Source organism: Labrys sp. HAY1-8F (genome assembly GCF_056754975.1).
Genome location: NZ_JBPGWZ010000002.1, coordinates 4,935,365 through 4,959,381 on the forward strand (window position 1 = coordinate 4,935,365; position 24,017 = coordinate 4,959,381).

The window sequence follows — 24,017 nt, forward strand, 5'->3', positions numbered from 1 at the left end:
TTACATTGGTGTCTTTTATTTATAGAGGACACTAACATGCGTTGCTGGGGGCGGCAAGGGTACAAAGCGTCGTGTAGGCATTGGGCCGGCTGTCTCAGCTCTCGCTTGATTGTGCAGCCATGAATCGCGTCTAAGCGGACCTCGCAGGGACGCCCGAACGCCCAGCGATGACGAAATGCGATTGCAATTCTGAGGAACGGCGATGCCGCGCCCGCGCAATGTCTCGATGAAGGCCACCAATCTGGCCCTCGACATCATGGCGAAGCTGCAGCCCGGCGCGCAGCTGCCGCCGGAGGCCGTGCTGGCGCGCGAGGTCGGCGTGAGCCGTACGGCGATGCGCTCAGCCCTCGAAGGCCTGGAACAGGCGGGGCTGGTCCGGCGCGACGGCCGGCTCACCCTGCTGCACCGGCTGCCGGCGGCCTCGGATTATTTCGGCCTGGCTGAAACAGAGAGTTGCTCGGACCTGGTGGAACGGCGTTTCCTCGAAATGGCCGTCGCGGGCGACCTGATGCCCGGACGCAATTTCTCGGAGGCCGAACTCGCACGGACCTTCGGTGCGAGCACGGTGAGCGTACGCGAATTCCTGATCGGCTTTTCGCGTTACGGCCTGGTGGAGAAGGCGCCACGCGGAGGCTGGCGGCTCTGCGCTTTCGATGCCTCCTTCGCCCGGGAGCTCGCGGCAACGCGGCGCACTTTCGAGATCGAGGCGATCGGCTTGTTTGGCGGGCGTGGCGATGACGATCCGGTCTGGCGCGAGATCGGTCGGCTGGTTGAAGCCCATGAGGCGATGAGCCGGGGCGGCGAGGAGGTTATTCGCCAGTTTCCGCAGCTCGATCGTCGCTTCCACCGCTTCCTGGTGGACCAGCTCGACAATCGCTTCGTCACCAGCTTCTACGACGTGGTCTCCTTCGTCTTTCACTATCATTACCAGTGGCGCAAGGACGACGAGATCGAGCGCTACCGTACGGCATTGGCCGAGCATCTGAGCATTCTGCTCGCGTTGAGATCCGGCGTGATCGAAGAGGCGCAGAAGCGGCTCGAAGAACATTTGCGCACATCGGTGCGCACGCTGCTGGAGTCGGCGATCGGGGCGGGGAAATAGCGAGCAGAATAAGCCTTGAATGCGGAGGGCAGTTGCCCGCCCTCCGCCGTGACGCTCTCAGTCGAGCAGACGGTTGATCACGCCGGCCCCCACCGTGCGGTTGCCCTCGCGGATGGCGAAGCGCGTATTGGCTTCGAGCGCGATGGCTTCGTTGAGGGCAATGGTGAGCACGACGGTGTCGCCGGGCATCACCATCTCGACGTTCGGCGGCAGTTCGATACCGCCGGTGACGTTGGCCGTGCGGAAGAAGAACTGCGGCCGGTAATGGCCGAAGAAGGGCGTATGACGCCCGCCTTCCTCCTTGGTGAGAACATGAACCTCGGCCTCGAAGCGGGCATGCGGCTCCACCGTTCCCGGCTTGGCCAGAACCTGGCCGCGCCGGACCTCCTTGAGCTCGACGCCGCGCAACAGGCAGCCGATATTCTCCCCGGCGAGACCCTGGTCCAGGATCTTCTGGAAGGTTTCGATGGAGGTGACCACCGTCTTGCGACGGGCACCGAAGCCGACGAGTTCGACCTCGTCGCCGAGCTTGACCGCACCGCGCGCGATCAGGCCGGTGATCACCGTGCCCCGGCCGGAGATGGTGCGCACGCTCTCGATGGGCATCAGGAAGGGCCGGTTCTCGGCGCGCTCGGGCAGTTCGATCGTGCTGTCCAGCGCCTCGAAGAGCCGGAGGATCGCCTCATCCGCCAGCTCACCCTTGAGCCCGTTCAGGGCCTGCAGGGCGGAACCCCGGATGAAGGGCACCTTGTCGCCCTCGTAGTTCTGCCGCGTCAGGAGCTCGCGGATCTCGAGCTCGACCAGGTCGATCAGTTCGTGATCCTCCACCGAATCGCACTTGTTGAGGAACACCACGATGCGGGGCACGCCGATCTGCCGCGCGAGCAGGATGTGCTCGCGCGTCTGCGGCATCGGGCCGTCCAGGGCCGAGACCACCAGGATCGCGCCGTCCATCTGCGCCGCGCCGGTGATCATGTTCTTCACATAATCGGCATGGCCGGGGCAGTCGACATGGGCGTAGTGGCGGTTCTCAGTCGAGAACTCCACATGCCCGGAGGCGATGGTGAGGATCTTCGAGGCATCGCGCGTGCCCTGGGCAGCGGAAGCGCGGGCCACGTCCTGATACGAGACGAAAGCTCCCCAGCCTCGGTCTGCCGAGACCTTGGTGAGCGCCGCGGTCAGCGTCGTCTTGCCATGGTCGACGTGGCCGATGGTGCCCACATTGCAATGGGGCTTCAACCGGGTGAACTTTTCCTTGGTCATGCTACACCTGTGGTGCTTGCCGGCCCTCGCTTGGGGAGGTTGCACGGCTCTGGGCACCACGAGAGCCAAAAAAGTGCCCGGAACCGCTTTTGCGTCCGGGCTGGCTCGATCTCAGGTGATTTCGGTCCGGCCTAGGGCAAAGCGCGTGCGGCCGAGGAATCGATGTTCCTCGGGATCATCAGCGATATCGACGATGACGTCCGCATGGGTCCGGTGCCTTGTGGCGGGTGACGAATTGGGATGGCGCAGATAGGCGCTTGGCGAAGGAAATGCAAGGGGAAAGGCCCGCGCCTTACTTCATCCCCTTAGGAGAAGCTAGAGTAGCAGCGTGCCAAAAAAGGGCGCCGATTTTTGGTAGAAAACAATGCGATAATAAGATCTTACAGCATCGGACCTGATTCCTGGATCAGGTCCGATGCTGTAGCTTCATTGCTAGAGCGAATAAGCGTTCAAGTGGGAACGCTTATTCGCTCTAACTCTTTGTTTCGACGCGTCTTTGCGATTCCGTCTAATTGCAAAACGCTTTAGCGGCCACGCCTTTTGTCGGTCTTGTCACCCTGCCAGGGCTTTTCGTCTTGCCAGGGCTTTTCGTCTTGCCAGGGCTTGGTGGTATTCTTCGCGCTACCTTTGGGCGGGCCCTTGCGGTGCGGCTTAGGCTCGGGAGCCGATTCCTCGCCCCCCCGATCGCGATAGGGCTGGATGCGGATGTTCTCTTCGTCGGGCTTGCGCACGTTGACGGCAAAATGCTCGGCGGCTTCCTTGGAGATCTCGACCACGGTCTCGTTGTCGAGAATCTTGATGTTGCCGATATCGCGGCGCTTGACGCCGCCGCGGCGGCACAGCATCGGCAGCAACCATTTCGGGTCGGCATTGTTGCGGCGGCCGATGCTCAGGCGGTAGAGCACCATATCGTCGCCGGCGGACGGCACCTCGTCACGCTCGAAGCGCGCAGCACGCTCGGGACGTTCGAAACGCGGTGCCCGATCGGATTTGTCGAAGCGCGGGGCGCGTTCGCCCTTCTCGAAGCGGGCAGGCCTGTCGTCCCTGTCGAACCTGGGCCTGTCGTCCCGGGCAGGCCTGTCGTCCCGGTCGAAGCGGGAGGGCTTGCGACCATCTCGGCGCTCGAAATTGTCTCGACGCCCGAAGCCGTCGCCGGGATCGCTGACTTCCTCCGGCTCGGGCAGGCGCGAACGGTAGACGCGGGCGAGGGCGGCGGCGATATCCTCGGCGCTGCGATTCTCGAGCAGCAATTTGGCGATGGCCAGATCTTCCTCGCCGGGGGCTTCGGTCAGCAAGGGGTCCTCCAGCATGCGCTGCTGGTCGAGCACGCGGATTTCCTCGGCAGTCGGCGGGCCCATCCACTGGGCCTTCACGCCAGCCTGGTTGAGCATGATTTCGGCCTTGCGGCGGCGCGACATCGGCACCAGCAGAGCGCTGATGCCCTTGCGGCCGGCCCGGCCGGTGCGGCCTGAGCGGTGCTGCATCTTCTCGGCATCGGTGGGCAGGTCGGCATGGATGACCAGGCCGAGATTGGGCAGGTCGATGCCGCGCGCGGCCACGTCGGTGGCGACGCAGATCTGGGCATGGCCGTCGCGCAGGGCTTGCAGCGCCTGGTTGCGCTCGTGCTGGCCAAGTTCGCCCGAGAGCAGCACGGCCGAAAAGCCGCGTTCGCGCAGGGTGGCATGCAGATGGCGCACGGATTCGCGGGTATTGCAGAAGACGATCGTAGTGGGGGAGGCGACGAGGCGGAGCAGGTTGACGACGGCGTGCTCGGTCTCCTTGGGGGAGACGCGGATGGCGCGATATTCGATGTCGGCATGGCCTGATACGGCAGCCTTCACTTCGATGCGCAGCGCATCCTTTTGATAGGTGCGCGCGATGGCGACAATGCCCTTGGGCATGGTGGCCGAGAACAGCAGGGTACGCCGGTCATCGGAGGTGGATTTGAGGATGAATTCGAGATCCTCGCGGAAGCCGAGGTCAAGCATCTCGTCGGCTTCATCGAGCACCACGGCGCGCATGGCCGAGAGATCGATGCCCTTGCGCTCGATGTGGTCGCGCAGGCGGCCGGGCGTGCCGACGACGATATGGGCACCATCGGCGAGCAAGCGGCGCTCGCGGCGCGGATCCATGCCGCCGACGCAGGAAACCACGCGTCCGCCGGCCTTCTGGTAGAGCCAGAGCAATTCGCGTTCGACCTGAATGGCGAGTTCGCGGGTCGGCGCGATGATGAGGGCGAGAGGGGCATCGGCCTGTTCGAAGCGCTCGTCGTCGCCGAGCAGGTCGCGCGCAATGGCCAGTCCGTAAGCCACCGTCTTGCCCGAACCGGTCTGGGCGGAGACGAGCAGGTCGCGGTCGGCGGCCTCGTCGGCCAGCACGGCCGATTGCACGGGGGTCAGTTCTTCATAATTGCGATCGGTCAGAGCCTGGCGAAGGGCCGGGTTCAGAGAAGGAAGGGTCACGGGGAAAGCCTGTCGATGAGGAAAACCGGTCATGTGAAATGCCGGGTCGGGGGCGGCGCGCCCACGGGTATTAAGTCCGCGCGCCAGCGTCCACTTCTGCAGGATTTCACTGATGAGGCAGCCCAATACAACAAAGCGCGGACAATTGCGAGGGCGATCGCGCGATACTGCTGCGCGTTTCCGGCATGACGGCGAGCACGTGGCCAGCGGAGACGAGGTCGTTGGGCTTTACCAGCGGGCCTCTGGCCGACAGTGCAGCTTGGATTGATTGCCGGCTGCACCAAACCTGGCAAGAGCCCCCGTTGTCGCCCGAATCCACATTGCCAAATAGACAGGCGCTCATGCAAACATCGGGGAGAAATGGCGGGAGAGGAATGGCCAACCGATGGAAGAGTCTGCGACGGAGCGTGAACCCTTCTCCCGCTATTACGCTCGCTATCTGGTCGCCAAACGGGGCTACAGGCTGGGAGCCTTGCCGCGATCGGAAGAATTACTGCAGCATTGCGATTACGTCCTGACCAGATCGGCCGGCAACCGCATCTCGATCGTGGGGATCGTCAATTGCGACAGCGCCGAGGGCAAGATTTTCACTATGCCGGCGCAGGGCCTCTCTGCTCTCGCGCAGCATATCGTCGGCGCGCTGCCGGCTTCCGTAAAACTCGCTATCACGATCTACGAGATTGGCTCCCACGCGATCGGCAGAACCGACAAGTCCCGTCTGTCCGGCCATAAGAGCGGTGGCAGACGCCATGCCACCAGAGCGATCGCCGTCGACGTTTCCAAGCGCCGCGCCTGGCCCTTGCCCTTGTTCGGACGCAGGTTCAGCCTTGCCGGGCAGATGCAGAAGCTGCTTCGTGCGCCCCGGTTGTCCGCAGCGGAATTGGTGACTCCGGAGCGGACGGTCAAGTTGGGAAGGCCAATCTTCGTATGGGTGCTGATGGCTCTCCTGCTGGCGGTTTTCATTGCTGAGCAGGTCTTTGCCTTCGGCAAGACTGGCAAGCCGGCCGTGCCGACCATCGAAACTCTGCAGGTCCTGGGGGGCCTGAGCTATCCGCTGGTGGTCGGGGAGGGAGAATGGTGGCGCCTGTTTACGGCGCCGCTGCTGCATGCCGACCTTTCCCATATCGGCTTCAATGGCCTGGTGCTGCTTCTGATTGGCAATTCGCTTGAAACCTTGATCGGCTGGCGCTGGACGGCAGCGGCTTTCTCCGTGTCGGCGGTCGCCGGTTCCCTGATGTCGCTGGCGGCCAATCCCGTCAACATGGTGAGCGTCGGCGCGTCGGGAGGCATTACCGGACTGCTTGCCACCGCTCTCGTGATATCCTTCAGAATTCCCGCAGGCGCCATCCGTGCCCGGCTGATCAGCCAGGCCCTCTACGGTCTGGTACCGGCATTGCTGCCCTTCCTGAACGCCGCGGTCAGTGGCGGAAAGGTCGATTACGGCGCCCATTTCGGGGGCGCCATCGGCGGTGTGACCATGGGTTTCCTTTTGCTGGGCCTGTGGCCCAGTCGCCTGCCACGGCCCCGATTGAACAATCTGGCTGCGCTCGTCGCTATTGTGTTCTTTTCCGTCGCCGCGGGGGCGTGCCTGCCGATCCACGACCATTATCGGCGCCGGATGCAGCTCGTACCTGATCTGTCGGCCGCGGCGACTCCATCGGATGCATCCGTCGAAAGCCTCCTGCGCGCTTATCCGCAGGATCCGCGCCTGCACTTCCTGCGGGCCCAGACCTTGCTGCGCAGGAATGACATCCAGGGCGCCGAGGCAGACTTGCGTGCAGCGCTGACGGACCGGCCGCTTAGTGCGGAAGTCGGTGGATCCGATTTCGAAAACAGGGTTCGGGCCGTCCTTGCCGCCGTTCTGAAGAGCAAGGGAGATGGGGGCGGAGCGGCGACCATGGCTGGGCCTGCGTGTGCTGCCGAAAAGAACGGACCAATCGCTGACTATCTCAACAAGTTCACCCTGTGCCAGTAGTCGCGCTTCCTTCGAAGGCCTGGCAGGGAGCCTCGTCCGGCTATCAATTTTGACGAATGTCGCGCGGTCTTGTGCGGCGCAACAATATTATTGACAAATCTGTCCGAAACAGTGTTTCTGGGGCCATGGCAAGACCGAGAGAATTCGATCGTGACGAGGCGCTGAAGCGCGCCACCGCCGTGTTCTGGGCCAAGGGCTTCGAAGCGGCGTCGACCGACAATCTGCTTGTGGCGATGAAGATCGGCCGCCAGAGCCTCTATGACACGTTCGGCGACAAGCGTCGCCTCTATCTGGAGGCGCTGGGTCGCTATCAGGCGGTCAATCTCGCCAATCAGCTCGCGCAGCTCGACGCGGAAGCATCGCCTCTCGCCGGCATTCGCAGGATGCTGCTGGCTGTGGCGGAAGCCGACCCTTCCTTTCGGGCGCTCGGCTGCATGAATGTCGGCGCGATCGTCGAATTCGGCCGGAACGACGAAGAAATCGCTGCCATGCTTACCGAGAACGAGGCTGCGCTCGACGCGGCGCTGGAGGGCAGCCTGCGCAAGGCCAAGGCGGAAGGCGAGATCGGCACGACCACCGATATCAAGGGGGCCGTGCGCTTTATCCAGGCGACGCTGCGTGGCCTCAAGGTCAGCGGCAAGGCCGGCGCCGATACACAAAGCCTGCGCCAGACCGTCGAATTCGCGCTCGCTGCACTGACCAAGGATACACGCCGAAGCTGAGGTAGCGTTCACAGGCCGGCGAGCCGATGGACAAGGCCAAAGGCGGCGATCCCGACCAGCAACAATCCCGCGCCGCGCCCGGCCCAAATGGTGAGGGCGGGACTTGAGGTCAGGGCCTCGCGTCCGCGTGCGGCCATCAGGGCCAGCCCGCCATAGACGGCAAGCTGCACCAGTACCGTCATCAGGCCCATCATCACAGCCTGAGGCCAGAGCGCCCCGAAGCTCGGGTTGAGGAATTGCGGGTAGACCGCCAGTACGAACAGCCAGGCCTTCGGATTGAGCAGGCAGGTGGCCAGCCCCTGACCGAAAATGCGTGCGAGCGCGGCTGTATGGCCGGATTCAACCTTGCCGACGGTGATGGAGCTGCGCAGCAGCCGGATGCCGATCCAGATCATATAGGCCGAGCCCGCCAGGATCATGCCGGTGGCAAGGGCCGGGACGAGCCGGCTGAGGGCGGCGACCGCGACCGTGCCGAACAGGGTATGGCAGACGCCGCCCGCCATGATGCCAGAGGTCGCGGCAAGGCCCGCACGCCGGCCGCCTGTCAGCGCATTGGCGAGCACGAAGAGCATGTCCATGCCCGGCACGATGATGATGCCGGTCAGCAGGATGAGGAAGAGCCAGAGATTTTCAGTATAAGTCATGTCAGTTGCCAGCCAGTGGCGAGGTGTGTTCGGTGACATCCTTGCCGCTTTTTCAAAGGGTTGTCTGCCTCTATAGAGAGAGGCAACTGACAAGGATGTGTCAGTTGTGAAGGGGGCGCGATGCGCAAGGCGGCACGTTTGTTCGAGATCATCCAGATTCTCAGGCTGGCGCGAAAACCGGTCACGGCTGCCGCGATCGCCGAGGCTCTCGAAGTCACCGTCCGTTCGATCTATCGCGACATCGCCGCGCTGCAGGCCATGCGGGTGCCGATCGAGGGAGAACGGGGTATCGGCTATGTCTTGCGCTCCGGCTTCGACCTGCCACCCCTGATGTTTTCGATCGAGGAGACCGAGGCGCTGATGCTCGGCCTGGCCCTGATCGAACGAGCCGGCGATCCTGAACTGACGCAGGCCTCGCGGGGAGCCGGCGCGAAACTGGCGGGCGCGGTGCCCGGGCCTCTGCGCCAGTTGTTCTCCTCCCGTACGCTGCATGCCTGGGGCGACATCGCGCCGACGCCCGAGCGCATCGACCTCGGCCTGGTGCGTCGGGCCATCCGCGACGAGGAGAAGCTCGATCTCGATTATCGCGACGATCAGGGACGGCACACGCAGCGGACGATCCGGCCGCTTGCGCTGATCTATTATTCGCAGGCCTTCGTTCTGGTGGCCTGGTGTGAGCTGCGCCAGGCGATCCGCAATTTCCGCGCCGATCGCGCCTTGTCCTGTACGCCGACCGGAGTCTATTTCCGCCATGAGGGCGACAGACTGCGCGAATTATGGATTTCCGGTTGGCAGATCAACCAGGGGCAGGCGGGATAAGGGCGCAGTTTCCCACGAGCGCAGACATCGGCGCTCTTGGGTCAGAGGTTTCGGGTTGCCGGACTCGGCGTGGTATGGTCGGTTGGCGACCGAGAACAAATCGGGAGAATTCGCATGACTGGCCAAATCCGCGTCGGCATCGGCGGCTGGACCTTCGAGCCGTGGCGCGGCAGCTTCTACCCCGCCGACCTGACCCAGAAGCGGGAGCTCGAATATGCCAGCCGCCAGGTGACGGCGATCGAGATCAACGGCACCTATTACGGCTCCCAGAAGCCGGAAAGCTTCGCCAAATGGCATGCGGAGACACCGGATGATTTCGTCTTCGCGATGAAGGCGAACCGCTTTGCCACCAACAAGAAGGTGCTGTCGGAAGCCGGAAAATCGATCGACATGTTCATCGGCAGCGGCATCGTCGAATTGAAGAAGAAGCTCGGGCCGATCAACTGGCAGTTCATGCCGACCAAGAAGTTCGATCCGGCCGATTTCGAGGGCTTCCTGAAGCTCCTGCCCAAGAGCCATGAAGGCCATGCCCTGCGCCATGTCGTAGAGGTCCGGCACGACAGCTTCAAGGTGCCTGAGTTCATCGAGTTGGTGCGGGCCTATGATGTCGGCATCGTCCTGACCGACAAGGCCGATTTCCCGCATATCCACGATGTCACCGCTCCCTTTGTCTACGCGCGCCTACAAGCGGCGAAGGAGGACGAGGAGCTCGGTTATCCCACTGCTGCGCTGGACAAATGGGCCGAGAGGGCCAAGTTGTGGGCTGGCGGTGGTGAGCCTGCTGACCTTGACAAGGCATCGGACAAGAAGGCGCCGCAGGCGGGCAGCCGGGATGTCTTCGTCTTCATGATCAACGGCTTCAAGCCCAAGGCGCCTACGGCGGCCAAGGCCTTGATCGAACGCTTGTAAGCGCCGCCATCGGAGACCAGGGAAGAGATCGCTAACCCTGCCGTTGGGTCACATAGCCGCCCAGATTTTGGGCCAGAACAAAGCAATGATGGATCTGTTCAGTTTCGACGAGCCCAACCGCCTCGACATTGCCGAGGGCGCCGTGCTGCTCGTCGGCCGTGCCCTTGGCCGGGAGGAGGCGTTGCTCGCCGCCCTCGATACCGTGGTGGCGGCCGCTCCCTTCCGCCATATGGTCACGCCCGGCGGCTTCACCATGTCGGTGGCGATGAGCAATTGCGGCCAGCTCGGCTGGGTAACCGACAGGCGTGGCTATCGCTACAGTATGGAAGACCCCGAAACGGGCCAGCCCTGGCCGGAGATGCCGGCCGCCTTCGCCACCCTCGCGCGTGAGGCGGCGGCGGAGGCGGGCTTTGCCGGGTTCGAGCCGGATGCCTGCCTGATCAACCGCTATGAGCCCGGTGCCAAGATGTCGTTGCATCAGGACAAGGACGAGCGCGATTTCGGCAACCCCATCGTATCGGTCTCGCTCGGCCTGACCGCCGTTTTTCAGTTCGGCGGCCTGTCACGCAGCGACAAGCCGCGCAAGCTGCCGCTGCAGCATGGCGACGTGATGGTATGGGGCGGCCCGTCGCGCCTGGCCTATCACGGCATCTTGCCGCTGAAGGAAGGGCAGCATCCCCGCCTGGGACGCAATCGCATCAATCTGACTTTCCGTAAGACCTGACCAACGACAGTAAATCGCCACCATGTCACGCTGGCCCGGGTGATCGAGAGATTACCCCTGCATCGGCCCAATCGGCGAAGCTCCTCGCCACCCAGTCGATGAAGACACGAACCCGCGGCGAGAGTTGGCGATTCTGTGGGTACAGCAGGGAGACGGGCGTCGGTGTCGGCGGATGGGCCGGCAGAACCTCGATCAGCCTGCCGTCGGCGAAATAGGGCAGGAGATGGTAGCGCGGCACCTGGATGAGCCCCAACCCCGCCAGCGCTCCTCCGAACAGGGCTTCCGAGCCCGTGACCGTCAGTGCGGTGGGCAGGGTGACGTGGCGTATGTCGGCATCTACCTGAAATTCGAGCGGTATCACGCTGCCAGTCGCCGAGGATAGGAAGCCGACCATGCGATGGCCGTCGAGGTCATCCGGCGTGCTCGGCACGCCGTGGCGGGCGAGATAGGCGGGACTTGCACAGGTGGCCTCGGCGAGCATGGCGATCCGGCGGGCCACCATCGAACTGTCCTGGAGATCGCCGGCGCGGATCACGCAGTCGATGCCCTCGCGCACGAGATCGACCAGGCGGTCACCCTCGCCGATATGGAGCCGCAGGCCCGGATAGCGTTCCAGGAAGTCGGCGAGGCCAGGCAGCAGGAAATGCCGGGCGAGCGTGCCATGAACATCGATCCGCAACAATCCGTGGGGCTTGGCGTCGCCGAAGGCGGCCTCGGCATCCTCGATGTCGGCCAGGATGGCAAGGCAGCGACGATAATAGGCTTCGCCGTCCAGCGTCGGGCTGACGACGCGGGTGGTACGTTGGAGGAGGCGGACGCCGAGGCGTGCTTCCAATTGGCGGATCGCTTCGGTCACGGTCGAACGCGGCAAACCCAGGTCCTGTGCCGCCTGCGTGAAGCTGCGACGCTCGACGATCCGGGTGAAGAGCCTGATGGCGTCAAAACGATCCATTGTTCGCAAATCCCGAATAGTCATATCAGATTTTGCATGATTATCCGAGATGGCAGAAGTTGGATAGTGCCGTCCAGCGATCAACCTCACATCAAGGAGAGCAAAATGACTATGAATGGCAGCAAGGTTGCCCTCGTCACCGGCGCCTCGCGCGGGATCGGGGCCGCCATCGCCCGTCGCCTCGCGCAGGACGGCTTCTCGGTCGTCATCAACTATGCCGGCAATACCGAGCGGGCCGAGGCGCTGGTGCGTGAGATCGAGGGCACAGGTGGGCGGGCGCTCGCCCTGCAGGCCGATGTCAGCGACCCCGTGGCCGTGGCTGATATTTTCGAGGCGGTGCAGACGGCTTTCGGAGGCCTCGACGTCCTCGTCAACAATGCCGGAATTATCGCATTGTCTCCGCTCGCCGAGACGGAAGACGACGGTTTCGACCGTCTGGTGGCCGTCAATCTCAAGGGCAGCTTCAACACCATGCGCGAGGCGGCGAGGCGATTGCGCCAGGGCGGGAGGATCGTCAATTTCTCGTCCAGTGTCGTCGGCCTGCGCCAGCCGAGCTATGGCGTCTATGCCGCCACCAAGGCTGGCATCGAAGCACTGACCAGCGTCCTGGCCAAGGAGCTTCGCGGCCGCTCCATCACCGTGAATGCCATCGCGCCTGGTCCAACGGCGACGGATCTCTTCTTCGACGGCAAGTCGAAGGACCTCGTCGAGCACTATGCCCGCATGGCGCCGCTGGAGCGACTCGGCACGCCGGACGACATTGCCGCGGCGGTCGCCTTCCTGGTCGGCCCGGACGGTGGCTGGATCAATGGGCAGACCTTGAGGGCCAATGGCGGGCTGATCTGAGGTCGCAGAGATGTGGCGCGCCCTGACGACGGCCGGCGAGGCCGCCACACTCGCAAGGGCCTATTGCTCCGCCGCCGCTTTGAGATTGGCGAGGCCCTGTTCGAAGTCCTTGCCGATCATATGGTCCATATTGATGAACAGCCCCATCAGCCTGGCGATGAAAGGTGCGGCGCCCTGCATCGACCAGGTGACGCGCGTGGCATCGCCGGCCGGCGTGAAGGTGAAGGTGGCGCGGTTATTCGCCCGGAACGGGCGGATGAAATCGAGCTTCATGTCGATACCGCGCTCAGGTGCCGCCTCGAGAATCTCCATGCGGCCTGCACCGGCCTTGCCATTGCCTTCCCACGCATAGACGGCACCCTTGCCGGATTCGGCGCCGGAGAAACCGCGTTGCATGGCAGGATCGAGCTTTTCGTAGGGCGACCACCGGCTCCATTGGTGAAAATCGGCGAGCAGGAGATAGATCCGCCCGGGCGGCGCCAGGATTTCGAGCGAGCGTTTCACCTCGAAACTCGGCGGGCGCATAGCGGCGAGGATCAGCACGACTACCAGCACGACGATGAGGATGGCAAGCACATAGACCACGGTGGTTCCTCCGGCAGCGGGAAGCAGGCCTCACGCCTGCGCTGCGTTATCCTTCAACAGCCTATCCAGATGCTGGCGGATGTGATTGGCCTCGGCTGCGGTGGTGGCGAGGGCAATGGCCTGGTCGAAGGCCCGATGGGCCTCCTTGCCTCTGCCGAGCTTCAGCAGCAGCCCGCCTTTGAGGCCGTGAAAGTAGAAATAGCCGGACAAGCGGGATTCCAGGGGTTCGATCATCGCGAGCGCGGCTTCCGGCCCCTCCGTCTTGGAGACGGCCACGGCCCGGTTGAGCGTGATCACGGGTGAGGGCTGGATCTCCTCCAGCAACGCATAGAGCAAATCGATCTGGCGCCAATTGGTGTCTTCCGGTGTCGCTGCACGGGCGTGCACGGCGGCGAGGGCCGCCTGCAACTGATAGCTGCCGGGGCGTCCGTGGCGGGTGGCCTTGTCGATCAGGGCAAGGCCCTCGGCGATCATCTGACTGTTCCATAAGCGCCGGTCCTGATCCTCCAGCAGCACGATCTGGCGCTCGGCGTCGAAACGAGCCGGCGAGCGCGCGTGCTGGAGCAGCATCAGCGCCGCCAGTCCCATGATCTCGGGTTCCGTCTGGAACAGGCGCAGCAGCAGGCGGGCAAGACGGATGGCCTCGTCGCAGAGCTGGACCCGGCTGCCGTCATCCTCTGCGCCGGCCGAGTAGCCCTCGTTGAAGATCAGATAGACCATGGCGGCCACGGCGCCGAGGCGTTCCGAGCGCTCCACGGCGCCCGGTGCCTCGAAGGGCACGTCGGCGCTGGCGATGCGCGCCTTGGCCCTGGTGATGCGCTGTTCCATCGCCGCTTCGCCGACCAGGAAGGCACGGGCGATCTGCTTGACGGTGAGGCCGCAAACGATGCGCAGGGCGAGCGCGATCTGCTGGGTGCCGGGCAGGTCCGGATGGCAGCATATGAAAAGCAGGCGCAGGATATCGTCACGGTAATGCTGGCCATCCAAACGCTCGGTCAGCTCCGCCTCGGCATCGCCGAGGTCAGAGATCTGATCCTCGTCCGGCAGGGCCTCCTGCTTTTTCTCGCGGCGTTTGGCGTCGATGCCGGAATTGCGGCCGGCAAAGATCAGCCAGGCGGTAGGATCGCGGGGCGGGCCGTTTTTCGGCCAGCTCTTCAGCGCGCGCAGGCAGGCTTCCTGATAGGCTTCCTCGGCCGTATCGAGGTCACGGAAATAGCGCAGCAGCGCTCCCATGGCCTGCGGGCGGGCGGAAGTGAGCGCGCTGCTGATCCAGGCCGCATCGGTCATGTTGCATGCGCCTTCTGTTCGAGCACCCCGGGCTGGAAGATCGAAAGCGGACGGATCTCGTAGGAACCGATGCTGGGATTGGCCTTGGCGAGATCGCGGGCGATATCGAGCGCTTCCTCGAGATTGTCGCAGTCGACCACGTAGAAGCCCAGTAGTTGTTCCTTGGTCTCGGCGAAGGGGCCGTCGATCACCAGGGGTTCGCCACCCGTCTTGCGCAAGGTGGTGGCGGCGGTGGTTGGAAGCAGTCGCACCACCGGGCCGAGCTTGCCAGCTGCCGCGACCTTTTCATGCACCTTGTGCAGACGTGCCATCACGGCATCGTCCTCCTCCTTGGTCCAGGCGCCGACGACGTCTTCGTAATTGTAGCAAAGGATCGTGTATTGCATTGTCTGCTTCCTCTTGAGCCAAGGACGAATGAGCCAAGAGGTATCCGACATGAGGGAGCAGGACAATTCATACTCTCTTGTCGGCAGCAACGGACGAGATCCCGCGGGCCCTTGCGGAAACGCACCGATCGCAATCGAGGCGCAAGCTCAGATCGCAGCCTCGCTGCCGCAGGAAGCCAGGGTCGTGTCGTTGGGATCGAGAGAGAGCTGGAACGCGTCGTTTTCTGTCGAATCGATGCCGTCGATCTTGCGTAGCGCCGCAATGGTGAAATCGGTGAAGGCGCGCACCACCGGTCGCATATAGCGCACCGAGGGGAAGGCCAGGAAGGCTTCCGTAGGCCGGACGACGTAGTCGGGCAGGATACGGACCAGACGCCCCTCGGCAAGCTCGCAATTCACCAGCAATTGCTGCACCGGCCCGGCCGCGTGCCCTTGCAGGAGCGTGGCGGTGATGACCTCGGCGTCATTGGTGCGCAGGATGGGCTGGACAGGCAGGTCGAGCGTTTCGCCGCTGCGATGTTGCAATGTCAGGATGTCGCGCGGCGAAAGCAGTCTGGCACTGCTCACGATGCCGATGTCCGACAGCCGTTCCGGCGTGTCGATCGGCCCGGACCGGGCGAGGAAGCTCGGCGCCACGACCAGGATACGCCGGATCAGGCCGAGACGGCGGATGATCAGTTCCTGGCCGGCAGGACGTCCATACCTCACCGCCAGATCGAAGTTTTCATAGACAAGGTCGATATCACGGTTCTCCAGGATGAGATCGACCGTAACGGCGGGATGGCGTTTCTGGAATGCCATGACGATTGGATGCAAGTGCCTGACGCCGATGCAGGAGGGTGCATGCAGCCGGAGCGGGCCTTCGATGGCCCCCATGTCACGCCGGACTCCTTCCAGGGCCGCGTCAATGGTGGCGAGCGCGCCTCGGCTGGCTTCGTACAGGGCCTGTCCCTGTGGTGTCGGGCGTACGATGCGCGAGGATCGTTCCAGCAGTCTGGCGCCGACATGCCGTTCGAGATTGCGCAGATGTTTGGTGACGGCGGGCTGGGAGACGGCAAGGTCACGCGCTGCGGCCGTTACCGAAGCGCGCTCGACGGTGCGGACGAAAGCGCGCAAGGCGACCGCGATGTCCATTCATGCCTCATGGTTATGGTTATCATAGCATCATAACATATGGACGTCAGCGGTGTCATCGGGCTCAATCGCCTCCGTGCCGTGTTGGTGGCGTTGCGGAAGGCGTGATGATGATAAGCAGGCGTAGTTTTATGGTTGGATTGCCTTTTTTGGTGGCCGGATGCGCGCAGGACCGCACACCGGATCTGAGCATGCGGGAAGTGCCTGTCGACCCGGATCAGGCCTTGCTCTATGGAGCCGTCGAGTCCGAGCCCTTTGCCGTGCCTGCTGTCGACCTGCGACGGGTGAAGCCGCAATATCTGCGCCGGGAGGTCGCCTACGAGACGCAGGAGCAAGCCGGCACGATCGTGGTCGATCCGGCCGAGCGTCATGCCTATCTCGTGCTGGAGCATGGCAGAGCCCTGCGTTACGGCGTGGGTGTGGGCAAGGAAGAGGCTTTCAATTTCCAAGGCCGTGCAACCATCGCCCGCAAGGCCGAGTGGCCGCGTTGGACGCCGACGGCCAACATGATCCGGCGCCAGCCCGAACGCTATGCGAGATACGCCGCCGGGTTGCCGGGCGGAACCGGCAATCCTCTCGGCCCACGCGCGCTTTATCTGTACAAGGACGGGCGCGACACGCTGTACCGGCTGCACGGCACCATCGAGCCCTGGACGATCGGCACCATGGTGTCGTCAGGCTGCGTGCGCCTGCTCAATCAGGATATCATCGACCTCCACCGGCGCGTGCCCGTCGGGACAACCGTGGTCGTGCTCCCGGCCAGCGCCTCGACGGCTTAGAGCCTGTCTCAAAATCCCAGGCTGAGCTGCTGGGGTTTGTCCGTCTTCTTGGCCGGCTTGTCGTCGATCAGGGGCTTGAGCATCTGAGCCAGCCGCTTGGCCAGCGCCGACGGGTCGGCCTCGGCGAGGGAGGAACTGGCGATCACGTCGCGCATCAGCGCGACGCCGGCGATCAAGGCAAGGAACAGGGTGGCGCGTTCCGACCGGTCCTTGCCGGGTAGGCTGGCGGCAAGCGGGCGTTCGAATTGTTCAGTGACGACCTCACGCAGGATTTCGGCAGCCCTGGGATTGGAGGCCGAATGCAGCATCAGCCGGAACGGATCGACACCGGCGCTCTCGCCGGCAGGGTTGGCCACCATCGCCTGCGCCACGCGGTCGGCGAGGGAGGTGGCATCGCCTTCGAACAGGCTGGCATCGGTGCAGGCGATCTTGGCCGCCTCAGCGAACATCTCTTCCTTCGAACCGAAATAGCGGTTGACCAATATGGCGGTGACACCGGCTTCTCCCGCGATTTCTCGCAGGCCGACACCGTCATAGCCTGCGCGCGAGAAGGCGATCAGCGCCGATTGCAGAATAGCTTCGCGCGTCGCCGCGGCATTGCGCGGGCGCTTGGCTTGGGGGGCGGGGGTCGATTGGGAGGGAGGGGGTGTTTTCTTCCTGGCCATGCCCGCGCCTGCAATGTTTTCGAGGCCGCAGGAGTATACGTGCGTAGAGGCAGGCGCAAGTTTCTCTCTCCCGCGATCCACCGTTCATGTCGCGGGCTCGGCTGGAGGGGTGTTCTTGGCCAGGTGGTCGTCCATATAGAGCCAGGCGGCGGCAGCGCCCGCGAGCGAGACATTGACCGCCAGGCTGCCGTCTGCTGCCTGCAATTGCAGGGAGTGGTGCCGCCGCAAGGCCTGGATCAAATAAGACGTTGCGTCGGCGGGGAGGGTGGCCTCTGCCAGCCCGCCTTCTTCCTCGGGATCGGAAAACGTCACTCGGCCGGCAACGTCGCCGATGGGCTTGCCGTCCGCCAGAAGGACGTAAGGGTGGCCGGCAAGGACACCGGTCGGATCGACCACCGAGAAACGGACCTTCACCGGTGCCGAGGCCTCGATGCGGCGTTGGATGCTGAGATAGCCCTTCGCATCCGGGTCGCCTGCGGCCAAGCCGACGGCCTGGCATTGGCGGCTCGTATCGCAGTTCACCTGCCAGTCCTTGAAGGTCTCGGCTGAGGCCGAGCCGGCGAGCAAGGTGGTCATGACCAAGGCGATTGAAAGGCGGCGCATGGAGGCTTTTCCGGTTGTGATGACACTGACGGCATCATGCCGGCCGAGGCCTGCGTCCGGGAACGGCAAGGTCCGGTCATTGTTGGCCTTTTTGCGTGCGGGCTCGACTGTAATGTGCGGATTTGTCCGGTGGAAGGCGGCGACTCGCGACGGCGGAATTCACACCAGCTTGTTGGCCGGGAAGATGCTCATATGACGGATTTATGCAACTCTGCCCAGATTATGACTTATTTGCTCAATTTTTACGCGACGAAATACAGGTAAATGAATAAAATTTAAAAGATAAATCGATTTCTATACCTAGGTTACGACGACGATGCGCGCTATAGTTTTCGCACTGCCTTCACGGAACCATATGCACCCTGCCGCGTTCAATCGAGCGGGGTCAAAACGATAGGGTGGAGCCATGAAAGAAAGCCATGCCGCTGTCTTCTCGGTCGAGGAGCTCGAATTCCTGTGTACTCAGGCTGACGACTACGGTTGGTACATATGGACGGAACAGACCCGTCCGATGATTGAGGCCTTGTGTGCCCGTCGGTTGATGGCGGCCAATGGTGATTTCAAGGTGGTGCCCAGGGATGGGCAGCACCATGCCAATCTCGAAGGACATGCTCCTCGCGCGGCCAATTCGGTGTTGCGTTATTATGAGCTGATCGGGGCGGGACGCATCGCCTACCATATGGTGCAGCATCCGCGCCCGACCATGACGGCGACGCCGCTTACGGAAGTGCGCGGTAGCCATAGCCTTCACGGTTGATCGAAGGACGATGCATTTGGATCGAGCCGGTCGTCGTCCCGGCTCCCCGGATTTCAGCGTGTCTTTGCAATTGCCGGCGATACCGCCGGATTGCAAAACACAGCATTACTCATGCTTGTCTTGGCGCCTCGCGAGACCTGTGCGGTCTACGCGATATTTGCGGCCAGGCGTGGCAGGGCAGTGCCATCAGGCCCGAAAACATGGGCTGAATCGCGATCGATCCGCAGGCGGACCTCAGTGTGGGCACGCACGGGGTTTTTGCCGTCGGTTTGCACCACCAGTGTCTGTCCGTCCGCGATAGCTGTATGAAACACGGTTAGCCCGCCCAGATGTTCGACGATGCTCGTCGTCCCGGCGATGGCTTCGCCTGTGTCATCCGCTCCGTTCACCAGCGTGATGTGCTCGGGGCGGATGCCGAAGGTGACCTCGGAACCGACTTTCAGGCCACTGCCCGCAAAGGGCAGACGGATGCGCTTGTTCCCCGGCAAGGAAAGGCCCAAGCCTGTCGCGTCGGCTTCGACGATCCGTGCCGGCAGCGTGTTCATGCGCGGTGAGCCGATGAAGCCTGCCACGAACAGGTTGCGAGGGTGATTATAGAGCTCGAGCGGCGCGCCGATCTGCTCGATCCGCCCGCCATTCAGCACCACGATCTTGTTGGCCATGGTCATGGCCTCGACCTGGTCGTGGGTGACATAGATCATGGTCGCCTGAAGCTGCTCGTGCAGGCGCATCAGCTCGATGCGCATCTGCACGCGCAGGGCAGCGTCGAGATTGGACAGCGGCTCGTCGAACAGGAAAACCTTGGGATTGCGCACGATGGCGCGGCCGATGGCGACGCGCTGGCGCTGACCACCGGAAAGCTCCTTGGGCCGGCGATGCAGCAGCGGGCCGAGCTGGAGGGTTTCGGCAGCAGCCTGCACCTTGGCGGCACGTTCGGCCCGGGGCACACCTTCGATGCGCAGGGCGAAGCCCATATTGTCCGCGATGGTCATGTGGGGATAGAGCGCATAGCTCTGGAACACCATGGCGAGGCCGCGCTTGGCCGGCGCGATGTCGTTGGAAAGACGCCCGTCGATGAGGAGGTCGCCGCCGGTGATCTTCTCCAGCCCCGCGATCATGCGTAGCAGAGTCGATTTGCCGCAGCCGGAGGGGCCGACGAAGACCACGAACTCGCGATCCTCAACCTCCAGGTCGACGCCCTTGATGACCTCGACGGCGCCATAGGATTTGCGCAATCCCTTGAGATTGACGGTGGCCATCGTGGCGTTCTCCTTTGCGAGATGATGCAGGGATGGAGGGTCGATCTCCAGATCGACCATCTTGGAAACGTCGAGCGAAATAGAGAACAAAGACGGTCGATCTCGCTCCATCGTTCGATGGAGCTGGGAGATCGACCCTCCATTATTCCGCGCTACTGTTCGCAAAGTGAGCGCTCATGGGTCAGATGCCGGCGCGGCGCAGCGTTTCGCGATTGACCCTGACGGCAGCGGCGGGGTCGGCGGCGGCGGTGTCGGATTCTTCCTCCAGCACCAGCCAGCCATTGAAGTTCGGCCCGGCGGCAACGATGTCGACCACCGCTCTGAGATCGCAGACGCCCTGTCCCAGCATGCGCCACTGGCCCTCGGCATCGACATCCTTCAGATGCAGATAGCGGATGCGATCCTGGTAGGTGCGCAACGTATCGAGGATGTCCTGGCCGCCGCGCAGGATGTGGCCGGTGTCGGGCACCCAGCCGACCAGGGCCGGGTCCAGAAGGGCCATGATGCGGTCATAGTCGGCTCGCGAGCTCAGCAGCGTGTCGTGATGCGAGCTCGGATGCACGGCGACATCGACGCCGACGATACGGCCGAGTTCGCCGGCGCCATTGTAGAAGCGGCCGGCAATGGCGAACTTGTCGTCGAGAGGGCCGGGACTCATGATCGTGGCGCTGCCCAGCGACAGGATGGCACCGGGGAAATGCGCGGTGAAGCGCAGGGCGCGGTCGACCATGGCGAGGTCGGCCTCGACGGCGTCGGCTTCGGTGAAACCGGAACTGCTGCCGCAGGCAAAGGCCACCAGCGTCAGGCCATGGTCTGCCAATGCTTTCGCAAAGTCCTGCGGGCGGTCGGCATAGGGCGGGATCATGGTGTCGGTGATCTCGATGCCGGCATAACCTGCCGCCGCGATGGCCGCGAGCAGGTCGTCGGCATTGCCGCTCCAGCCCTTGCCCAGCATTTCCCAGGTGAAGGTCTGGCAGCCGGCCTTCAGTTTTGCGGTCTCGTTCATGATGTCATTCCTTGGCGACGGTCATTCCTTGACCGCGCCTTGAGTCAGGCCCTCGATGATGTGGCGCTGGAAGAACAGTACCAGCGCGATCAGCGGCACGGTCACCACCACGGAGGCGGCCGCCACGTCGCCCCAGGGCACGTAATAGAGGTTGGTGAAATTGGCGATGCCGACCGGGATCGTCTGGTGCTCGATGGTCGAGGTGAAGGCCAGGGCGAACATGAATTCGTTCCAGGCAGCGATGAAGGCGAGCAGGCCGGTGGTGACGAGGCCGGGCAGCGACATCGGCAGGATGATGCGGACGAACAGACCTGTAACCCCGACTCCGTCCATGCGCGCGGCCTCGTCGATCTCGCGCGGCAGCGTGTCGAAATAGCCGAACAGCACCCAGGTCACCAGCGGCAGGCCGAGCGCCAGATAGACGATGACGAGGCCGCTATAGGTGTCGAGGAAGCCGTAATTGGAAGCGGTCAGGTAGAGCGGGCCGACGATGGCGATCTGCGGGAACATCGAGACCGAGAGCACGACCCCGAGGATGCCGAAGCGCCCCTTGACTTCCAGCCGCGACAGCGAGAAGGCGGCCAGCGCCCCGATGGCCAGGCAGAACAGGGTGGTGAGCCCCGCCACGATCACCGAGTTCAGCACATAGAGCTGGAACTTCTTGACGAAGAAGACATTGGCATAGTGTTCGAAGGTGACCGGCGAAGGCCAGAAGCTCGGTACCGGATCGGTCAGCGCCTTGTCGAGCTGCAACGAGGTGGAGAACTGCCACAGGAACGGGCCGGCCGACCACACGAGCAGCAGGGCCGCGCCGGTATAGACGACGATGAGGCGCAGGATCTCGCGGGCGTTCATCCCTGCCTCCTCAGCCGTGCCACGATGAAGATGCCGAAGCCGATGGCGATCAGGGTTTCTGTGATGAACATCGCGGTGGAGAGCGCAGAGCCATAGCCGAACTGCAGGGTGGAGAAGAGCACCTTGTAGCTCAGGGTGGACAAGGTTTCCGTGGAGTCGGCCGGGCCGCCGCCGGTGAGGACATAGACGAGGTCGAAGATGCGGAAGGCATCGAGGGCCCGGAACATGCCGGCGATCAGCAAGGTCGGCAGCAGCAGGGGCAGGCGCACGTGCCAGAAGATGCGCCAGGCCGAGGCACCGTCCATCTTGGCGGCCTCGGTGAGAGACCGAGGCACAGTCTGCAGGCCCGCCAGCAGCAGCAGGGCCATGAAGGGCGTGGTCTTCCAGACGTCAGCGATGATGATGGTGTCGAGGGCGTGGTCGACAGAGCCGTACCAGTTGATGTTGCCATCGATCAGCCCGACGGACTTCAGGAGGTAGTTGATCAGCCCGTGCTGTCCGTCGAACAGCCAGCCGAACATTTTCGAGGTGACCACGGTGGGCATTGCCCAGGGCACCAGCATGGCGGCACGCACCAGGGAGCGACCAATGAAGGGCTCGTACAGCAGCAGGGCCATGGCGAGCCCGAGCACGGTCTCGAGCGCCGTCGACACCGCCGTGAACAGAACCGTATGCCCCCACGCGTTCCAGAAGCCGTCGTCACCGAGCAGCGTGCGATAATTGGCAAGGCCGACGAAGGCGTCTTCCTGGGTGACGAGGGAGGTATTGGTCAGTGACAGCCAGACCCCGTTGACGATGGGATAGACCGAGACCGAGCCGAGCGAGATCAGCAGCGGCAGGATCAGCATCCAGGGCGCCAGGTCCAGGGACCGCAGGCCAGCCCCGAGGGGAGGGCTGGCCGCGGAGGCTTGCACGCTCATCGCGTCATCCTGCGACGATCGAATTGATCTTGGTGCTGGCGGCCTCCAACTCTGCCTTGATGTTGCCGCTGACCAGCGCCTTGGAGACGCCCGACTGGATGGCGAGGGTGACCTGGGCATATTTCGGGGTGACGGGGCGCGGCGTCGCGCCGGTGAACACCGATTTGAGCTGCTTCATGAAAGGCTGCTCCTTGCCGAGTTGGGCATCTTCGAACACTTCGGGGCGTGTAGGGGCGATCCCGAGCTGCAGGGCGAACTGGAGCTGGGTTGATGGCGAGGACATCCAGGTCAGGAATTCGATGGCCGCCTCCCGGTTCTTGGTGTTGGCGTTGACGCCATATTGATAGCCGCCGAGGCAGGCCGCGCTCTTGCCGCCGGCGAAATGGGGCAGTGGCACCACGCCAACCTTGTCGACCACCGAAGATGCCGCCTTGTCCTGCGCGATCGCATAGACATAGGACCAGTTGCGCAGGAAGGGCGCGCGGCCCGCCGTGAAGGGCTGGCGTGAGGGTTCTTCGTCCCAGCTCAGGACATCGGAAGGGCTGATCTTCGTCTTATTGATGGTGTCATAGAGGAATTGGACGGCCGCCACCGCCTTGTCGTCGCTGAGCGTCGAGGATTTGCCGTCGGCGGCGAGGATCGAGCCCCCATTGGAGGCAATCGCCTCCACGAGATCGCAGACCAGCACTTCAGCCTGCTTGCCTTGCCAGAGATAGCCGAAATCGGCCTTGCCGGATTTCTGGATCTCCTGGGCGGCGGCGGCCAGTTCGTCCCAGGTCTGCGGCGGCTTGGCACCAATGCCTTCGAGCAGGTCCTTGCGATAAAACAGCATGCCTGAATCGACATACCAGGGCAGGGCGGTGAGCTTGTTGTTGTACGTGCAGGCCGCCACCAGACCGGGGAAGAATTGGCTCTGCACCGAGGCATTGAAATATTCGTCCAGCGGCAAGGCCCAGCCGGCACCCGCGAATTCGGCGATCCAGACCACGTCCTGGGTGAAGACGTCGGGCGTGCCCGTGCGACGGGCGAGCTGCTGCACCAGGGCCGTGTGCACTTCGGTGGAGGAACTGGGCGGCGGCAGCTCGACATAAGTGACGTGGATCTTGCCCTGCGATTGGTTATAGGCGTCCACCACCTGCGCCATGGTCTGCTTGCCGAAGAATTTGGCGCTGGCGAAGGTGATCTCGGTGCGGTCCGCGGCATGGGCGCGACGGGGCAGGCCGAGCGCCAAAGCACCTGCGGCAAGGCCGGCGCCCTGCAGGAAGGTGCGCCGGCTCGGCACCGCTGCCGACCCGGATTGCGAAGCCCCGGCAACCGGGGTCGAGCGTGACTGAACGTCCGACATCACAAGTCCTCCCTTTAT

The 24,017-nt window shown here is 63.6% G+C and carries 24 protein-coding genes; 9 read left to right on the forward strand and 15 right to left on the reverse strand.

Annotated features, from left to right (window positions below):
• Positions 1–202: 202 nt before the first annotated feature.
• The gene (locus ACR9ZN_RS31895; RefSeq protein ID WP_481274118.1) at positions 203–1,102 is read left to right on the forward strand and encodes a GntR family transcriptional regulator; all 900 of its coding nucleotides are present in this window, start codon (positions 203–205) and stop codon (positions 1,100–1,102) included.
• 57 nt (positions 1,103–1,159) lie between these two features.
• Here the strand turns inward: ACR9ZN_RS31895 and tuf are convergent, their stop codons facing one another.
• Together tuf and ACR9ZN_RS31905 are read right to left on the reverse strand one after the other, a co-directional pair.
• The gene (gene tuf / locus ACR9ZN_RS31900; protein WP_434955613.1) at positions 1,160–2,365 is read right to left on the reverse strand and encodes an elongation factor Tu; all 1,206 of its coding nucleotides are present in this window, start codon (positions 2,363–2,365) and stop codon (positions 1,160–1,162) included.
• A gap of 524 nt (positions 2,366–2,889) precedes the next feature.
• Positions 2,890–4,827, reverse strand: coding sequence for a DEAD/DEAH box helicase (locus tag ACR9ZN_RS31905; RefSeq protein ID WP_481274119.1), 1,938 nt, complete (start codon positions 4,825–4,827; stop codon positions 2,890–2,892).
• Between the two features lie 385 nt (positions 4,828–5,212).
• Here ACR9ZN_RS31905 and ACR9ZN_RS31910 point away from each other — a divergent pair, with 385 nt between their 5' ends.
• Entirely contained in the window at positions 5,213–6,802 is a 1,590-nt protein-coding gene (locus ACR9ZN_RS31910) for a rhomboid family intramembrane serine protease (protein ID WP_481274120.1), read from the forward strand.
• A gap of 125 nt (positions 6,803–6,927) precedes the next feature.
• Complete coding sequence (locus tag ACR9ZN_RS31915) at positions 6,928–7,524, forward strand: TetR/AcrR family transcriptional regulator (RefSeq protein WP_441773757.1); 597 nt, start codon at positions 6,928–6,930, stop codon at positions 7,522–7,524.
• A gap of 8 nt (positions 7,525–7,532) precedes the next feature.
• On the opposite strand, the gene ACR9ZN_RS31920 is transcribed toward ACR9ZN_RS31915, so the two are convergent.
• Positions 7,533–8,168: a LysE family translocator gene (locus tag ACR9ZN_RS31920; protein ID WP_481274121.1), complete on the reverse strand. Its 636-nt coding sequence runs from the start codon at positions 8,166–8,168 to the stop codon at positions 7,533–7,535.
• A 120-nt stretch (positions 8,169–8,288) separates the two neighbouring features.
• Between ACR9ZN_RS31920 and ACR9ZN_RS31925 the strand changes: the two genes are divergently transcribed.
• The 3 genes from ACR9ZN_RS31925 (at position 8,289) to alkB (ending at position 10,620) form a co-directional block, all read left to right on the forward strand.
• Positions 8,289–8,987, forward strand: a complete 699-nt coding sequence (locus tag ACR9ZN_RS31925; RefSeq protein ID WP_481274122.1) for a helix-turn-helix transcriptional regulator — start codon at positions 8,289–8,291, stop codon at positions 8,985–8,987.
• A gap of 108 nt (positions 8,988–9,095) precedes the next feature.
• Complete coding sequence (locus tag ACR9ZN_RS31930) at positions 9,096–9,896, forward strand: DUF72 domain-containing protein (RefSeq protein ID WP_441773803.1); 801 nt, start codon at positions 9,096–9,098, stop codon at positions 9,894–9,896.
• Positions 9,897–9,981: 85 nt separating this feature from the next.
• A complete protein-coding gene (alkB, locus tag ACR9ZN_RS31935; protein ID WP_481274123.1) occupies positions 9,982–10,620 on the forward strand; it encodes a DNA oxidative demethylase AlkB in 639 nt (212 codons plus the stop codon).
• 25 nt (positions 10,621–10,645) lie between these two features.
• Here alkB and ACR9ZN_RS31940 read toward each other — a convergent pair whose 3' ends face one another.
• Entirely contained in the window at positions 10,646–11,572 is a 927-nt protein-coding gene (locus ACR9ZN_RS31940; RefSeq protein WP_481274124.1) for a LysR family transcriptional regulator, read from the reverse strand.
• Positions 11,573–11,677: 105 nt separating this feature from the next.
• Here ACR9ZN_RS31940 and ACR9ZN_RS31945 point away from each other — a divergent pair, with 105 nt between their 5' ends.
• Positions 11,678–12,418, forward strand: a complete 741-nt coding sequence (locus ACR9ZN_RS31945; RefSeq protein ID WP_481274125.1) for an SDR family oxidoreductase — start codon at positions 11,678–11,680, stop codon at positions 12,416–12,418.
• A gap of 60 nt (positions 12,419–12,478) precedes the next feature.
• On the opposite strand, the gene ACR9ZN_RS31950 is transcribed toward ACR9ZN_RS31945, so the two are convergent.
• The 4 genes from ACR9ZN_RS31950 to ACR9ZN_RS31965 all read right to left on the reverse strand — a co-directional run bounded on the left by ACR9ZN_RS31950 (position 12,479) and on the right by ACR9ZN_RS31965 (position 15,810).
• Positions 12,479–12,943: an SRPBCC family protein gene (locus ACR9ZN_RS31950; protein ID WP_481274413.1), complete on the reverse strand. Its 465-nt coding sequence runs from the start codon at positions 12,941–12,943 to the stop codon at positions 12,479–12,481.
• Positions 12,944–13,033: 90 nt separating this feature from the next.
• On the reverse strand, positions 13,034–14,290 hold the full coding sequence (locus ACR9ZN_RS31955; RefSeq protein WP_481274126.1) for an RNA polymerase sigma factor: 1,257 nt from the start codon (positions 14,288–14,290) through the stop codon (positions 13,034–13,036).
• Positions 14,287–14,676, reverse strand: a complete 390-nt coding sequence (locus ACR9ZN_RS31960) for a YciI family protein (protein WP_434955624.1) — start codon at positions 14,674–14,676, stop codon at positions 14,287–14,289. Before ACR9ZN_RS31960 ends, ACR9ZN_RS31955 begins: the two co-directional genes overlap by 4 nt.
• A 147-nt stretch (positions 14,677–14,823) precedes the next feature.
• Positions 14,824–15,810, reverse strand: a complete 987-nt coding sequence (locus ACR9ZN_RS31965) for a LysR family transcriptional regulator (RefSeq protein ID WP_481274127.1) — start codon at positions 15,808–15,810, stop codon at positions 14,824–14,826.
• A 191-nt stretch (positions 15,811–16,001) separates the two neighbouring features.
• Between ACR9ZN_RS31965 and ACR9ZN_RS31970 the strand changes: the two genes are divergently transcribed.
• Positions 16,002–16,589, forward strand: a complete 588-nt coding sequence (locus tag ACR9ZN_RS31970; RefSeq protein WP_481274128.1) for a L,D-transpeptidase — start codon at positions 16,002–16,004, stop codon at positions 16,587–16,589.
• A gap of 8 nt (positions 16,590–16,597) precedes the next feature.
• Here ACR9ZN_RS31970 and ACR9ZN_RS31975 read toward each other — a convergent pair whose 3' ends face one another.
• Both ACR9ZN_RS31975 and ACR9ZN_RS31980 read right to left on the reverse strand, forming a co-directional pair.
• On the reverse strand, positions 16,598–17,254 hold the full coding sequence (locus ACR9ZN_RS31975; RefSeq protein WP_481274129.1) for a TetR/AcrR family transcriptional regulator: 657 nt from the start codon (positions 17,252–17,254) through the stop codon (positions 16,598–16,600).
• 84 nt (positions 17,255–17,338) lie between these two features.
• Complete coding sequence (locus ACR9ZN_RS31980) at positions 17,339–17,857, reverse strand: DUF1176 domain-containing protein (protein WP_481274130.1); 519 nt, start codon at positions 17,855–17,857, stop codon at positions 17,339–17,341.
• A 406-nt stretch (positions 17,858–18,263) separates the two neighbouring features.
• Here ACR9ZN_RS31980 and ACR9ZN_RS31985 point away from each other — a divergent pair, with 406 nt between their 5' ends.
• Positions 18,264–18,614: a hypothetical protein gene (locus tag ACR9ZN_RS31985; protein WP_481274131.1), complete on the forward strand. Its 351-nt coding sequence runs from the start codon at positions 18,264–18,266 to the stop codon at positions 18,612–18,614.
• Positions 18,615–18,760: 146 nt separating this feature from the next.
• On the opposite strand, the gene ACR9ZN_RS31990 is transcribed toward ACR9ZN_RS31985, so the two are convergent.
• The 5 genes from ACR9ZN_RS31990 to ACR9ZN_RS32010 form a co-directional block, all read right to left on the reverse strand.
• Positions 18,761–19,873: an ABC transporter ATP-binding protein gene (locus ACR9ZN_RS31990; protein WP_481274414.1), complete on the reverse strand. Its 1,113-nt coding sequence runs from the start codon at positions 19,871–19,873 to the stop codon at positions 18,761–18,763.
• Between the two features lie 181 nt (positions 19,874–20,054).
• Positions 20,055–20,879, reverse strand: a complete 825-nt coding sequence (locus tag ACR9ZN_RS31995; protein WP_441773767.1) for a sugar phosphate isomerase/epimerase family protein — start codon at positions 20,877–20,879, stop codon at positions 20,055–20,057.
• Between the two features lie 21 nt (positions 20,880–20,900).
• On the reverse strand, positions 20,901–21,734 hold the full coding sequence (locus ACR9ZN_RS32000; RefSeq protein WP_434955631.1) for a carbohydrate ABC transporter permease: 834 nt from the start codon (positions 21,732–21,734) through the stop codon (positions 20,901–20,903).
• Entirely contained in the window at positions 21,731–22,654 is a 924-nt protein-coding gene (locus ACR9ZN_RS32005) for a carbohydrate ABC transporter permease (RefSeq protein ID WP_481274132.1), read from the reverse strand. The genes ACR9ZN_RS32000 and ACR9ZN_RS32005 overlap by 4 nt, the downstream gene beginning before the upstream one ends.
• Before the next feature lie 4 nt (positions 22,655–22,658).
• On the reverse strand, positions 22,659–23,999 hold the full coding sequence (locus tag ACR9ZN_RS32010; protein WP_481274133.1) for an ABC transporter substrate-binding protein: 1,341 nt from the start codon (positions 23,997–23,999) through the stop codon (positions 22,659–22,661).
• Positions 24,000–24,017: the final 18 nt, after the last annotated feature.

Excerpts from the sequence above, each read along its gene's own strand:
- ACR9ZN_RS31895 (WP_481274118.1), top strand. The coding sequence starts at position 203 with ATGCCGCGCCCGCGCAATGTCTCGATGAAGGCCACCAATCTGGCCCTC.
- tuf (WP_434955613.1), bottom strand. The coding sequence starts at position 2,365 with ATGACCAAGGAAAAGTTCACCCGGTTGAAGCCCCATTGCAATGTGGGC.
- ACR9ZN_RS31910 (WP_481274120.1), top strand. The coding sequence starts at position 5,213 with ATGGAAGAGTCTGCGACGGAGCGTGAACCCTTCTCCCGCTATTACGCT.
- ACR9ZN_RS31915 (WP_441773757.1), top strand. The coding sequence starts at position 6,928 with ATGGCAAGACCGAGAGAATTCGATCGTGACGAGGCGCTGAAGCGCGCC.
- ACR9ZN_RS31920 (WP_481274121.1), bottom strand. The coding sequence starts at position 8,168 with ATGACTTATACTGAAAATCTCTGGCTCTTCCTCATCCTGCTGACCGGC.
- ACR9ZN_RS31925 (WP_481274122.1), top strand. The coding sequence starts at position 8,289 with ATGCGCAAGGCGGCACGTTTGTTCGAGATCATCCAGATTCTCAGGCTG.
- alkB (WP_481274123.1), top strand. The coding sequence starts at position 9,982 with ATGATGGATCTGTTCAGTTTCGACGAGCCCAACCGCCTCGACATTGCC.
- ACR9ZN_RS31940 (WP_481274124.1), bottom strand. The coding sequence starts at position 11,572 with ATGGATCGTTTTGACGCCATCAGGCTCTTCACCCGGATCGTCGAGCGT.
- ACR9ZN_RS31945 (WP_481274125.1), top strand. The coding sequence starts at position 11,678 with ATGACTATGAATGGCAGCAAGGTTGCCCTCGTCACCGGCGCCTCGCGC.
- ACR9ZN_RS31950 (WP_481274413.1), bottom strand. The coding sequence starts at position 12,943 with ATGCGCCCGCCGAGTTTCGAGGTGAAACGCTCGCTCGAAATCCTGGCG.
- ACR9ZN_RS31955 (WP_481274126.1), bottom strand. The coding sequence starts at position 14,290 with ATGACCGATGCGGCCTGGATCAGCAGCGCGCTCACTTCCGCCCGCCCG.
- ACR9ZN_RS31960 (WP_434955624.1), bottom strand. The coding sequence starts at position 14,676 with ATGCAATACACGATCCTTTGCTACAATTACGAAGACGTCGTCGGCGCC.
- ACR9ZN_RS31965 (WP_481274127.1), bottom strand. The coding sequence starts at position 15,810 with ATGGACATCGCGGTCGCCTTGCGCGCTTTCGTCCGCACCGTCGAGCGC.
- ACR9ZN_RS31970 (WP_481274128.1), top strand. The coding sequence starts at position 16,002 with ATGCGGGAAGTGCCTGTCGACCCGGATCAGGCCTTGCTCTATGGAGCC.
- ACR9ZN_RS31975 (WP_481274129.1), bottom strand. The coding sequence starts at position 17,254 with ATGGCCAGGAAGAAAACACCCCCTCCCTCCCAATCGACCCCCGCCCCC.
- ACR9ZN_RS31980 (WP_481274130.1), bottom strand. The coding sequence starts at position 17,857 with ATGCGCCGCCTTTCAATCGCCTTGGTCATGACCACCTTGCTCGCCGGC.
- ACR9ZN_RS31985 (WP_481274131.1), top strand. The coding sequence starts at position 18,264 with ATGAAAGAAAGCCATGCCGCTGTCTTCTCGGTCGAGGAGCTCGAATTC.
- ACR9ZN_RS31990 (WP_481274414.1), bottom strand. The coding sequence starts at position 19,873 with ATGGCCACCGTCAATCTCAAGGGATTGCGCAAATCCTATGGCGCCGTC.
- ACR9ZN_RS31995 (WP_441773767.1), bottom strand. The coding sequence starts at position 20,879 with ATGAACGAGACCGCAAAACTGAAGGCCGGCTGCCAGACCTTCACCTGG.
- ACR9ZN_RS32000 (WP_434955631.1), bottom strand. The coding sequence starts at position 21,734 with ATGAACGCCCGCGAGATCCTGCGCCTCATCGTCGTCTATACCGGCGCG.
- ACR9ZN_RS32005 (WP_481274132.1), bottom strand. The coding sequence starts at position 22,654 with ATGAGCGTGCAAGCCTCCGCGGCCAGCCCTCCCCTCGGGGCTGGCCTG.
- ACR9ZN_RS32010 (WP_481274133.1), bottom strand. The coding sequence starts at position 23,999 with ATGTCGGACGTTCAGTCACGCTCGACCCCGGTTGCCGGGGCTTCGCAA.